General features: G+C 71.8%; 11 protein-coding genes. 3 read left to right on the forward strand and 8 right to left on the reverse strand.

Annotation, left to right across the window (positions count from 1 at the left end; all coding sequences use genetic code 11):
• The first annotated feature begins 63 nt into the window (after positions 1-63).
• Entirely contained in the window at positions 64-969 is a 906-nt protein-coding gene (locus BST11_RS08100; protein WP_083137412.1) for a hypothetical protein, read from the forward strand.
• Position 970: 1 nt separating this feature from the next.
• Here the strand turns inward: BST11_RS08100 and rsmI are convergent, their stop codons facing one another.
• Positions 971-1,807, reverse strand: coding sequence for a 16S rRNA (cytidine(1402)-2'-O)-methyltransferase (gene rsmI, locus BST11_RS08105; RefSeq protein WP_083137413.1), 837 nt, complete (start codon positions 1,805-1,807; stop codon positions 971-973).
• A 25-nt stretch (positions 1,808-1,832) separates the two neighbouring features.
• Here rsmI and BST11_RS08110 point away from each other — a divergent pair, with 25 nt between their 5' ends.
• Positions 1,833-3,398 carry a dolichyl-phosphate-mannose--protein mannosyltransferase gene (locus BST11_RS08110; RefSeq protein ID WP_083137414.1) on the forward strand — a complete coding sequence of 522 codons (1,566 nt, stop codon included), beginning with the start codon at positions 1,833-1,835 and terminating at the stop codon, positions 3,396-3,398.
• Positions 3,399-3,473: 75 nt separating this feature from the next.
• Here BST11_RS08110 and arcA read toward each other — a convergent pair whose 3' ends face one another.
• Positions 3,474-4,727, reverse strand: a complete 1,254-nt coding sequence (gene arcA / locus BST11_RS08115; protein ID WP_372509761.1) for an arginine deiminase — start codon at positions 4,725-4,727, stop codon at positions 3,474-3,476.
• A 28-nt stretch (positions 4,728-4,755) separates the two neighbouring features.
• On the opposite strand from arcA, the gene BST11_RS08120 reads away from it, so the two are divergent.
• Entirely contained in the window at positions 4,756-5,364 is a 609-nt protein-coding gene (locus tag BST11_RS08120; protein ID WP_205781639.1) for an alpha-ketoglutarate-dependent dioxygenase AlkB, read from the forward strand.
• Here BST11_RS08120 and BST11_RS08125 read toward each other — a convergent pair.
• The 6 genes from BST11_RS08125 to BST11_RS08150 all read right to left on the reverse strand — a co-directional run bounded on the left by BST11_RS08125 (position 5,361) and on the right by BST11_RS08150 (position 11,666).
• Positions 5,361-6,026, reverse strand: coding sequence for a DUF5642 family protein (locus tag BST11_RS08125; RefSeq protein WP_083137415.1), 666 nt, complete (start codon positions 6,024-6,026; stop codon positions 5,361-5,363). The genes BST11_RS08120 and BST11_RS08125 overlap by 4 nt on opposite strands.
• 28 nt (positions 6,027-6,054) lie before the next feature.
• A complete protein-coding gene (locus BST11_RS08130; protein WP_083137416.1) occupies positions 6,055-6,726 on the reverse strand; it encodes a DUF5642 family protein in 672 nt (223 codons plus the stop codon).
• 6 nt (positions 6,727-6,732) lie between these two features.
• Positions 6,733-7,677, reverse strand: a complete 945-nt coding sequence (locus BST11_RS08135) for a GNAT family N-acetyltransferase (protein WP_142276244.1) — start codon at positions 7,675-7,677, stop codon at positions 6,733-6,735.
• A gap of 257 nt (positions 7,678-7,934) precedes the next feature.
• Positions 7,935-9,062 carry a M20/M25/M40 family metallo-hydrolase gene (locus BST11_RS08140; protein WP_083137418.1) on the reverse strand — a complete coding sequence of 376 codons (1,128 nt, stop codon included), beginning with the start codon at positions 9,060-9,062 and terminating at the stop codon, positions 7,935-7,937.
• 107 nt (positions 9,063-9,169) lie between these two features.
• Positions 9,170-10,438 (reverse strand): amidohydrolase family protein, encoded by a 1,269-nt coding sequence (locus BST11_RS08145; protein ID WP_083137419.1) that lies wholly within the window; start codon positions 10,436-10,438, stop codon positions 9,170-9,172.
• A gap of 13 nt (positions 10,439-10,451) precedes the next feature.
• A complete protein-coding gene (locus BST11_RS08150) occupies positions 10,452-11,666 on the reverse strand; it encodes an amidohydrolase family protein (RefSeq protein WP_083137420.1) in 1,215 nt (404 codons plus the stop codon).
• Between the last annotated feature and the right edge of the window lie 2 nt (positions 11,667-11,668).

Consider the following 11,668-nt stretch of genomic DNA (forward strand, 5'->3'; position numbering starts at 1 on the left):
CGTCCGCCTAAGCTTCAGGGATTGACCGCGCCGCACGCGAGTCGACTGCCAGAGGGGGCCGTCATGAGAATCGCCGTTTTGGGCGCCGCGGCGTCCGCTTTTGTGGGCGGGACGCTGGCGGTTACGCCGCTGACCTCGGTCAGCACGCCCATTCCCGCCACGGGAACCTGCGGCAAGGGCGTCGTCTGCGAGAAGGTGGCGTCGGTCATCATGCCCGAGGCACCCGCTCCCTCGGGGGAGGGCGTGCCCGCCGCGCAGGCGGGAGGCCCGGTCACGCCGTTTTCCGAGGCCGCCAACGTCATAGCGCCCCCCGGGCCGCCCGCGCCCGGCGGGGGACCCGCGGCCGCGGGCGCGGTGCCCGGCTTCGGCGGCTCGCCGGGGGCCGGCATCGGCGGCGCACCCGGCGCGGGCGTGCCGGGGGCGGGCGTGGGCATCCCGGCTGACCTGGGCGGACTCCCCGACCCCGCCCTCGTGCTGCCCGCCCTGGCGGGCCTGCCGGCCGCCGCGGCCATACCCAACGACGCGGCCGTGGCCCTGTCGGTCGTGCAGGGCGTCGTGGGCGTGGGCGGCAGCGTCGTGGGCATCGGAACCGGCGTCGTGGCCACGCTCAGTACCGCGGCCATCGCGCTCGTCTACCTCAAGAGTGCGGGCCTGCTGCCGGCCAACTTCACGCTGGGCGTGCCCGCGATCCCGGGAATCGGCTTCCCCTTCCAGAACGCCGCGGCGGCCATCCCGGGGGCGGCGGCGGCCATCCCGGGGGCGGCCGCGGCCATCCCGGCGGTGACGGCGGCCGCGTCGCACGTGGCGCTTCCCCCGTTGCCGGCGGCGCCGGCGCTCCCGGCGCTGCCCCCGCTCCCCGCGGGACCACCGCCGCTTCCGGCGCTGCCCCCGCTGCCCGGCCCGCCGCCAATCGGGCTCCCGCGGTTGTGCACGCCGGGATTCGGTCCCATCGGCATCTGCTCGGGCTGATTCACCCGCGGCGCAGCTGCAGCACCTCGTCGTAGAGCTGGCGCGTGCGCACGTCCGGATGCGCCGCGGCGACCTCGCTGCAGGCGTCCTTGACGCGCACCCCGGCGGCTACCAGGTTCTCCACCTCGGCCACCAGGGCGGGCAGGTCGGCCCGCGGCGTCGCGCCCGCCAGCACGACGGTGACCTCGCCTAGCACCCCGTCACCCGCCCACGCCGCCAGCTCGTCGAGCGTCCCGCGCACCACCTCCTCGTGCACCTTGGTCAGCTCCCGGCACACCACCGCCCGGCGCTCGCCGCCGAGCAGCTCCGCGGCGTCGCACAGGCACGCGGCCAGTCGGCGCGGCGACTCGAAGAACACGCAGGTGCGCCGCTCGTCGGCCAGCGACGCCAGCCAGGTGCGCCGCGCCGCCTTCCGGCGCGGGGCGAAGCCCTCGAAGCAGAACCGTTCCGACGGCAGGCCGGACACGGCCAGCGCCGTCGTCACCGCCGACGGCCCGGGCAGGCACGTCACCGCGATCCCGGCCTCCACGCAGCTCGCCACCAGCCGGTAGCCGGGGTCGCTGATCAACGGCATCCCGGCGTCGCTGACCACCAGCACGGTCGCTCCGGCGTGGAGCGCGTCGAGCAGCGCGGGCACGCGCGCGGCCTCGACCCGGTCGTAGAGGCTGACCACCCGGCCGGTGATGGTGGCGCCGAGGCTTTTCGCCAGGGTTCGCAGCCGCCGGGTGTCCTCGGCGGCCACCACGTCGGCGCGTGCCAGCGCCTCGACGAGGCGGGGGGAGGCGTCCGACGGCTGGCCGAGCGGGGTCGCGCCCAGCAACAGGCGACCGGAGGTCATGGACGACAGCCTACGATCGACACCGATGTCCGCCCCGCCCAGCGAAAACCCGGTCGCGTTAAAAGACCCCGAGGAGCGCGTCGTTCCCGTCGTCAGCCCGGGGCCGCTGGTGCCGGTCGCCGACTTCGGGCCCACCGACCACGTCCGCGGCTGGGTGGCCACCGGCGTCGTCGCGGCGCTCGCGGCGATCACCAGGTTTCTCAACCTGGGCTCACCCACCGATGCCGGCACCCCGGTGTTCGACGAGAAGCACTACGCGCCGCAGGCCTGGCAGGTGCTGCACAACCACGGCGTGGAGGACAACCCGGGGTTCGGGCTGGTGGTGCACCCGCCGGTCGGCAAGCAGCTCATCGCGATCGGCGAGGCCCTCTTCGGCTACAACGGGGTGGGCTGGCGGTTCACCGGCGCGCTGCTCGGGGTGGTCATGGTGGCGCTGGTGGTGCGCATCGTCCGGCGGGTCAGCCGCTCGACGCTGATCGGCGCGATCGCCGGCGTGCTGGTCGTCTGCGACGGCGTCAGCTTCGTCACCGCCCGCACCGCGCTGCTCGACGGCCTGCTGACCTTCTTCGTGGTCGCGGCGTTCGGCGCGCTCATCGTCGACCGCGATCAGGTGCGCCAGCGCATGCATGTCGCGCTGCTCGAGGGACGCAGCGCCCAGACGGTGTGGGGCCCGCGCCTGGGGGTGCGGTGGTGGCGGTTCGGGGCCGGGGTGCTGCTCGGATTGGCTTGTGGCACAAAGTGGTCCGGCCTGTACTTCGTGCTGTTCTTCGGCGCGATGTCGCTGGCGTTCGACGTGGCGGCGCGGCGCGGTTACCAGGTGCCCAACCCGTGGCGGGGCGTGTGCCGGCGCGACCTGATCCCCACCGCCTACGCGCTGGCGATCATCCCGGCCGCGGTCTATCTGGCCAGCTATGCGCCGTGGTTCGCCTCGGAGACCGCGATCGACCGCCACGAGGTCGGCCAGTCGATCGGCCGCCACTCCGTGATTCCGTTGCCCGACGCCATCCGCTCGCTGTGGCACTACAGCGCCAAGGCCTTTCAGTTCCACGCGGGGCTGACGAACTCCGCCGGCAACTACCACCCGTGGGAGTCCAAACCGTGGAGCTGGCCGATGTCGCTGCGGCCGGTGCTGTACGCCATCGACCAACAGAACGTTCCGGGCTGCGGGCCGCAGTCGTGCGTCAAGGCCGAGATGCTGGTGGGCACCCCGGCGATGTGGTGGCTGGCGGTGCCGGTGCTGCTCTACGCGCTGTGGCGGATGCTGGTGCGCCGCGACTGGCGCTACGCGGCGGTGTTGGTGGGTTACTGCGCGGGGTGGCTGCCCTGGTTCGCCGACATCGACCGGCAGATGTACTTCTTCTACGCCGCGACGATGGCGCCGTTTTTGGCCATGGCGATCGCGCTGATCTGCGGCGACGTCTTGTATGCGCCCCGCCAGAACTCCGAGCGGCGCACGCTGGGGCTGATCGCGGTGAGCTGCTACGTGGCGTTGGTGGTGACCAACTTCGCCTGGCTGTTCCCGGTGCTCACCGGCCTGCCGATCTCCCAGCAGACGTGGAACATGGAGATCTGGCTGCCCAGCTGGCGCTGATTTACCCGTCGAAACTGCGTCCAGAGCGGACCGACCGCCGAATTCGACGCGCTGGGCGCAGTCTCGATGCCAAAGCTAGAGCGGATCGCGCGCGACGGGGCAGGACATGCACCGCGGCCCGCCCCGGCCGGTGCCCAGCTCCGATCCCGCGATCGTCAGCACCTCGATCCCCGCGTCCCGCAGGCGGGCGTTGGTCTCCACGTTGCGCTCGTAGGCGACGACCACCCCGGGCGCCAGGGCCAGCGTGTTGTTGCCGTCGTCCCACTGCTCACGCTCGGCGACCAGCGGGTCGAGCCCGGTGTCGATGACCCGCAGCTTGTCGATGCCCATCGCCCGGGCGGCGGCCTCCAAAAACGGCGTTTCGTCGCCGATGACGACGCCCCCGGGCGTGCGCTGGATCGTGAACGCCGACAGCGTGTCGACGACGTTGGCGTACATCACGACGGTGTCGGTGTCGACCATCGTGCACACCGTGTCCAGGTGCATCTGCGCGCGCCGCTGGGCGATCGGCACGGCGAGGACCGTGGTCGCCAGATCGTCCTCGAACAGGCTGCGCGCCAACGCTTCCGCGCCGGCCGGGGTGGTCCGCTCCCCCACCCCGACGGCGACGACGCCGGGGGCGAGCAGCAGCACGTCACCGCCCTCGACCGGCGCGGTGCGCGACTCGTAGGCGCGCCGTACCCCGGTGAACCGCGGGTGATGGGCGTAGATGAGATCGGTCAGCGACGCCTCGCGCACTCGGGCGCGCAGCGCCAGCGTGGGGATCACCACGCGCGGCCCGATCCAGATCGACGAGTCCCGGGTGAACACCAGGTTCGGCAGCGGCTCGATGACGAAGTCGGCCCCGTGGTGCATCCGCAGCACCAGCGACACGTCGGTGCGGGTGTCCGGCGGCAGCTCGTTGAAGGTCATGCCCGCCATCAGCACGTTGGCCAGCCGGACCGGGTCCAGCGCCCGCAGGTAGGACGAAAGCTCCTGCGCCAGCGGCGTTCCCAGCCGGCGCGCGTCCACCGCGGCGGCGACGCCCTGCATCCGGGCCGCGCCGCTGTGGCTGAGCGCCTCGGTCAGCAGGTCGGACAGCAGCAGCACCTCGACGCCACGCGACCGCAGCAGTTCGGCGAACCGGTCATGCTCCTCCTGGGCCCGCGCGACCCAGGGCAGCCCGTCGAACAGCAGCTGGTCGTTGTTGCGCGGGTTGAGCCGGCGCAGTTCGGGGCCGGGGCGATGCACGATGACGACGCGCAGCGCGCCCACCTCGGAATTGGTGCCCAGCTCGACAACACCCACGGTGAAAACGGTAGCCTGCCGCCGGCCCGCACCGAGCCGCATCGAACGGGTGTGCGATAAACTGGCGGGCGTGGGGACCGCCGTACAAGGCTCGCTTTTCGAAGCCACCGAGCGCAGGCAGCTGGGCGACGGCGCGTTCATCGAGGTCCGCGCCGCCTGGCTGACCGACGACCCATTGGTTGGCGGAGGCCTGCTCGACGAGCTGCTGGCGACGGTGCCGTGGCGCGCCGAACGCCGCCACATGTACGACCGGGTGGTCGACGTGCCGCGGCTGGTCAGCTTTCACGACCTGACGGTCGAGGAACCTCCCCACCCGATGCTGGGCCGGCTGCGGCGAAGGCTCAACGACATCTACGCGGGCGAGCTGGGTGAGCCCTTCACCACGGTCGGGCTGTGCTGCTACCGCGACGGTTCGGACAGCGTCGCCTGGCACGGCGACACGATCGGCCGCAGCAGCTCGCACGACACCATGGTGGCGATCGTCAGTCTCGGCGCGACGCGCACCTTCGCGATGCGGCGGCGTGGCGGGGGCCCGTCGCTGCGGCTGCCGCAGGCGCACGGCGACCTACTGGTCATGGGCGGATCGTGCCAGCGCACCTGGGAGCACGCGGTGCCCAAGACGTCGGCGCCCACGGGGCCGCGCGTGAGCATCCAGTTCCGCCCGCGCGACGTGCGCTAGCCCGGCGTGCCGCGGACCGCGCCGACCGCCTTGACGAGCAGGTCGCGGGCGCGCTGAGTGTCGATCTTGGCCACCGGCCGGTCCGGAACGACCAAGGGGTTGGCGATGACGATCACCTGGTAGTCGCCGAATTGCGCCGAATAGTCGTACAGCTCGCCGGTGCGCGCACCCCCAGGTAGCACCGCCTGCAGGACGCGGTGCACGCCCGTCGTGTGGGTGCCGTCGATGTGCGGGGCATCGATCACCTCGATGCCGCCCCGCACCCCGGCCCCGGCGAACGCGACCTTGGCGCAGTCCTTGCCGGGGTCGTTGAGCGGCAGGGCTTTTGACGTCTCAACGGCGATGACGACGAACCGGTTGCCGTTACCCTCGGCGGAGACGGCGGCCATGTTGCCCTGCAGGTCGGGCGGCATGTCCGGTCCCACCGCCACCTTCGCGCAGTTGGCCGGGTCGAAGCTCAGCCCGTCGGGCAGCTTCCGGCTGGAGAGCAGCTTGGGGTCGATGCCCCGCTCGGAAATGTCGGTGACCTTGTAGTCGGGGCCGAAGCTCGACTTCACGTCGGCGACCTTGCCGATGTCCGCCTTTTCCGGGGTGTGGCCGGCGCCCGGCGCGCAGCCGGCGAGCGCGCACACGGACGCGGCCGCGAGCAACACCTTCCACATCGGGGCCAATCTATCCCACGGCGAAGCCTCAGCCGCGCAACGCGGACACCGTTTTGACGAGCAGGTTTGCCGCGAAGTTCGGCGGCAGCGCGGGCAGCGCCGAACCGGGGTCGGTGGTCAGTGTCGTGAAAGCGTAGTGGTTGCCGAGGTAGGCGGTGAAGGTGTATGCGCGCGAAGCGATTTCGGTGCCCGACTCGACCGACGACTTGGTGTCGGTCACCATGCCCAGCGTTTGGGCGCCGTCGATGTGTGGCGCGTCGACGAGGCGGACGTCGGCCGTGGAGTGTCCGTCGCCCATGGTCCACCGTGCGCACGCGGCCACGATTCCCGGGTCCAGGCCGACCGGATCCGGCCAAGTGACCACCACCGCGTCGACGATTCCGCCGGTACCCGAGCCGGAGAAACCCTGCGCGCTTTGGTCGCGCCCGGCGCCGGGGTCGGCGAGGGCGGCGCATTGCGGCGGCTTGGCCCGCGCGTCGGCCTCCAGGCTCCAGATCAGCCTCGGCGCGGCCCCGCTGGGGATGCCGGAGCTCACCTCGTAGCCGGGTGGCAGTTCGCGAACGACCCGTTTGATGTTGGCGGGGTTGACGACGGTGTGGTGGGCCGGCGGCGTGGTGGGCGTGGCCGGCGGGGCCGGGGCGTGCGAATGCGCGCATGCGGCCAGCGCCGCCGCAGCCATGCCAAACCACAAAGGCCGCATGCCCGTTCAGCCGACCGCTTCGATCACCTGGCGGGCGACGCGCTTGATCTGCTCGGCCATCTGGCGCCCGAATGTCAGCTTGTGGGGCACGTCGATGACGGTGGTGATGACGCCGACGTCCTCGCGCTGCCAGACCGCACCGTAGTGATCCATGATCGCCCGCATCGGCGCATTGTCGGAAAGCATTCGCGCGGAGAACCTTTCGATGCCGTTGAGCCGGGCGGCGACCGACAGCGCGCTGATCAGGAAGGTCCCCACACCCCGGCCCTGGTACGCGTCGGCGACGGTGAACGCGATCTCGGCGACGGTCGGATCACTCTCGTCGCGGACGAAGCGCGCGTCGGCCACCGGGTCGTCGCCGTCGGTCACCACCCACACGAAGTGATCGACATAGTCGACCTCCGCCAGGTAGTGCATCAACGCCGGGGTGGGCACGCGGGCCGTCATGAACCGCCGATAGAGCGTGTCGCCGGAGAAGTAGATGTGGCCGTGGATGGTGCGTTCGTCGTCGCCGGGCAACACCGGACGCAGCATCAGGAGCGTCCCGTCGCGAACCCGGATCGGGATCGGCGTGACGAACGCGGCCAGGCGCTGGCGCACGGTGCGCAGCAGCCGCGGCATGATCTCGGGAATTTGCAGGAGCCGGGTGAAGGCGTCGTTGTCGCCGATCCACCCCGTCAGCGGTTCCGCGGTGACGACGGTCGCGGTCCGCGGGATGTCACGCAGCAGGGCGATCTCTCCGATGAGCATGCCGGGAGTCGCCCGCTCGATGATCACGACACCGTCGTCGCCGACGTGTTTGACCTCCGCGGTGCCCGACGAGATGAGCAGGAAGGACACGGCCCGCTCGCCCTGGCGCATCAGCACCTGGCCGGCCGCGGCGCGCAACGGCTGCAGGCGCGCCGCCAGTGGCACCAGGTCCTCGGTCGTGCGGCCCTCGAAGATGTCCATCGTCGCGAGCTCGTCGGCTCGCGCGCCGGTCAGTTCGGCCACTGCGATGTCCCGCCGATCTGTGTTGCCGTTTTCTGCGCCAAGGGTCGGACTTGCCCAGGTTATGGGTCGGTTCGGCGCGCGGCAAGGACGCGCGGGGCGGGGCGCCCGCGGGGTCGCGCCCGCGCCCGCCGCGCCGGGAAAACGCGGGCAGGGTGCCACGAGAACTGGGCAAGCCCGGCCCATCGTGGCGCGCAACGTGATTCGCGACGACCGGGTCATTTCCCGTCGTCGGGCCGCACCACGAAGTCGACGATGATCGCGGCGATGGCGTCGATGGCGTCGCGGGACATGACCTCGTAGCCGTGCGTGCTGAGCGTCGGCAGGCACAGCAGGCCCGCCCGCGGCGTGAGCCCGTTGGCCTTGGAGTGCGAGGCGTCGGACATGAACGCTCCCAGCACGGCCGCCTGGGGCTCGAGCCCGCGGTCGGTGGCGATCCGCATCAGCCGATCGGCGACATCCCTGTCGTAGACGCACATCGCGTCCTTGTAGGCGACGACGGGGCCGCCCGTGACGCTGGTCGAGTACTCCTGTTCGGTGGGACCGACCTCCAGGGCCAGGGTCAGCGTGCCGGGCAGGGCGGCGCTGGCGTACGAGCCGCCCACGCCGCCGATTTCCTCGTTGGTGGTGAACACCAGGTAGACGTCCTCGGCGGGCCGCTGCCCGCCCTCGCGCAGCAGGCGGGCGGCGCGCAGCAGGGCGGTGACGGCGGCGCGGTCGTCGAGGAAGTAGCACCCGACATAATCGCCGCCGATCTCGACCAGAGCCCGCTTGCTGCGTTCGACGCACACCCGCGTGCCGGCGTGCACGCCCGCGGCGGAAAGCTCCTCGCGGGTGCGCCCGGTGAAGACATAGACGTGGTGCCAATCCAGCGACCTGTCGCCCTGGTCGGGCTTGGTCTCCCAGATCCGCGGGCTCTCCTTGGTGGTGTGTTCGGAGCCCAGCGTCAGCACCGCGGTCAACGTTTCGCGGTCGCCGAGCACGGCGACGGGGCCGAGCCCGAAGTTGCCCGGATACATCGTCCCGAGCTGCGTCAGGTGCAGCGAACCGTCGGGTTCGATCCGTTTGACGAGCATGGACAGTTCGTCCATGTGCGCCATGACCCGCGCCGCGCCGCTGGGTCCGGCCGTCGCGGCCGACCGGTGGCTGTCGTCGGGCGGGCTCTGGCCGCCCGCGGCGACATAGCCGACGAGGTTGCCGGCGTCGTCGGTCCACATGTCGTCGACGACGGGTTCCAGCTCGCGGGCGCAGATGGCGCGAACCTCGTCCTCCTGGCCGCATGGCCCGTAGGTCAGAAGAAGTTCTCGCAGGAGCTCCTCGGTGAAGTCGTCATCGCGGTGTGCCATCTCGTCCTTTCCCGGCCGCGGCGCAGGCGCCGACAGCCCTCGGGTCGACCACCTGCACCCATACCCGATTCGGACGTCGCCAACCGCGGGGACGGTCTCCCGCGTGCTCAGTTCTGCACGAGGTCGGGGATCGGCTCCGCGTCGGTCAGCCAGTGGCGTCCGGCGTTGCGGGCCGCCTCCCACTTGGGCACGCTCACCGCGTCGTCCTGCCCGAGGTCCCCGGGGGTCGGGCCGATGCGCTCGGCCAGCGCGGCGAGCCCGCCCAGATCGAAGTTGTACACCTCGGCCGCCGCCAGGCCCAGCATCTGCCGGGTCTCCTCGATCGGGATGTCCCAGAAGGAGCGGCGCAGCCAGTCGCGGGTGTGCGGCCAGGTTCCCTCCGGGTGGGGAAAGTCGTTGCCCCACAGCAAGTTCGACACGCCGATCTCGTAGCGTCGCGCCAGCTCCCTGCGCTCCGTGGTGGTGGCGCCGATGAAACAGTTGCGGTCGAAGTAGGCCGAGGGCGGCATCGTCAGGTCGCCCTCCATCTGATGGCTCATCTTCTTGGCCGAGTGCTCCCGCAGGTACCGCGTGTCCATCAGCCACAGCAGGTCGTTGGCCCAGAACGCGCCGCACTCCGTGACCCCCCAACGCAGCCGGGGGAAGCGCTCGAACACGCCCGACCACAACGCGAACCACAGGGGCCGGGCCCCCCACCAGCGCACCTCGGTCACGTAGATGCCCAGGTGCCCGCCGTACTCCTCCTGCGGCGCGGGACCGGAGTGGGTGTGCACCGGCATCTGCAGGTCCTGGCAGGCGGCCCACACCTTGTCGTAGCGGCGGTCGTGGTAGGGCGGGTAGCCGACCCAGCGCGCCGGGATCAGGATGCCGCCCCGCAGCCCCGACTCCGCCGCGCGGGTGATCTCGGCGACCGCCGCGTCGACGTCCGCCAGGATCGGCACCACGGCGACCCCGGCCCGGCGCTCCGGGCTGTCGCTGCACAGCTCGGCCAGCCAGCGGTTGTGCGCGCGGGCCCCGGCCATCGCACGCCCCGGGTCCAGGTCGCCCGACTGGCCCAGGCCGGCCCCGAACGGGGCCCCGGCGACCCCGGTCACGGCGTCGGCGTCGGGGAAGATGACCTCGCCGACCACGCCGTCGCCGTCGAGTTCCTTGTCCCGCAGACCCACATCCCATCCACCGGCGATGCCGTCCCCGTGCTCGGCGAACCACTGCTCGGCGAACTCCTCGTCGATGAAGCCGCCGGCCTGCGCCGCGGCCGTCTTCTCGGCGAGGTAGGCCTCGAAGTCCTCCCGGTACTCGGGGTCGACGTATTCGCGGTACCGCTCGGTCGGCAGCTCGGCGTGGGTGTCCGCGGAGATGATGAGGTAGGGGTTCACGGTGGTCCTTTCGCTACCAGGCACGGATGGGATCGGGCTCGAAGACGGTGCTGCGCGCGTCGGAGGGCACGGCCGCCAGCGGCTCGGCGACCTCGGCCACGGTCGGGCCGATTCGCTCGGTCAACGGGGCGAGGGCCTCGAGGTCGAAGCCGTAGACGCTCGCGGCAGTGCCGCCGACGATGGCCGCGACCTCGTCGGTCGGAACGCCACTGAAGGTGTGGCGCAACGCCTCCCGGGTGTAGGGGGCGGTCCCCTCGTAGTGCGGGTAGTCGCTTCCCCACATGATTCGGTCGACACCGATTCCGTGGCGCTCGGCGCACTCGACGGGTCGCATGAAGCTCGCGCCGACGTAGCACTGGCGGGCCCAGAATTCGCTCGGCTTGCGGCTCAGCGAGCCCGCCGTGGGCCCGGCGAAGCGGGCGATCGCCGAGCTCGGTCGCGCGTAGCGGGCCGCCGCCACGTCGAGCGATTCGAGGGTCGCCGGTATCCACCCGGCGCCCTGCTCGGTGAACACCACGGTGAGGTCCGGATGGCGGTCCAGGGCGCCGCTGAAGATCAGGTGCCACAGCGCCCGGTGCGCGAACCAGTGCGTCTCGTAGACCCACACCGCAAACGAGCTGCCCCACCCGTCGGTCGGGCTCGGCCCGGCGTTGCCGCCGTGGTGGTTGACCACCAGGCCCGCTTCCGCGCACGCCGCCCACAGCGGCTCCCAGTGCTCGGCGTACAGCGGCGGGATGGCGGCGCCGGGTGGAATCCCGGGCAGCAGCACGCCGCCGCGCAGGCCCAGCTTGGCGATCTGCGCCACCTCGGCGACCGCCTCGTCGAGGTCCCCGAGCAGGATCTGGCCCACCCCGGCGCGCCGCTCGGGCGAGGCGGAGCAGAAGTCGGCCAGCCAGCGATTGTGCGCGCGCAACCCGGCCCAGCGCAGCTCCAGCTCCCGGGTGGTTTCCGGGAGCGGGGCGGCCAGGCTCGCCTGGGGAAAGAACGGCGGCACGGTGTTGGGGAAGAGGACCTCGCCGGCGATGCCCTCCCGGTCCAACTCGGCGTTGCGCCGCTCGCTGTTCCAGTTGCGCTCGGCTTCGGGCTCGGTGAGGTCGCCGAACGGGTTCACGTAAGTCTTTGCCCAGCCGTCGAATTCGTCCCGGTACCGCGGATCGAGGTACTCGCGGTAGTCGAGCAGGTCGGCGCCGGCGTGGCAGTCGGCCGAGATGACCGTGTAGCGGTCCATGG

Source organism: Mycobacterium alsense, from assembly GCF_002086635.1.
Classification (GTDB): Bacteria; Actinomycetota; Actinomycetes; order Mycobacteriales; family Mycobacteriaceae; genus Mycobacterium; species Mycobacterium alsense.

Excerpts from the sequence above, each read along its gene's own strand:
- BST11_RS08135 (WP_142276244.1), bottom strand. The coding sequence starts at position 7,677 with ATGGACATCTTCGAGGGCCGCACGACCGAGGACCTGGTGCCACTGGCG.
- BST11_RS08150 (WP_083137420.1), bottom strand. The coding sequence starts at position 11,666 with ATGGACCGCTACACGGTCATCTCGGCCGACTGCCACGCCGGCGCCGAC.
- BST11_RS08130 (WP_083137416.1), bottom strand. The coding sequence starts at position 6,726 with ATGCGGCCTTTGTGGTTTGGCATGGCTGCGGCGGCGCTGGCCGCATGC.
- BST11_RS08125 (WP_083137415.1), bottom strand. The coding sequence starts at position 6,026 with ATGTGGAAGGTGTTGCTCGCGGCCGCGTCCGTGTGCGCGCTCGCCGGC.
- BST11_RS08140 (WP_083137418.1), bottom strand. The coding sequence starts at position 9,062 with ATGGCACACCGCGATGACGACTTCACCGAGGAGCTCCTGCGAGAACTT.
- arcA (WP_372509761.1), bottom strand. The coding sequence starts at position 4,727 with ATGCGGCTCGGTGCGGGCCGGCGGCAGGCTACCGTTTTCACCGTGGGT.
- BST11_RS08110 (WP_083137414.1), top strand. The coding sequence starts at position 1,833 with ATGTCCGCCCCGCCCAGCGAAAACCCGGTCGCGTTAAAAGACCCCGAG.
- rsmI (WP_083137413.1), bottom strand. The coding sequence starts at position 1,807 with ATGACCTCCGGTCGCCTGTTGCTGGGCGCGACCCCGCTCGGCCAGCCG.
- BST11_RS08100 (WP_083137412.1), top strand. The coding sequence starts at position 64 with ATGAGAATCGCCGTTTTGGGCGCCGCGGCGTCCGCTTTTGTGGGCGGG.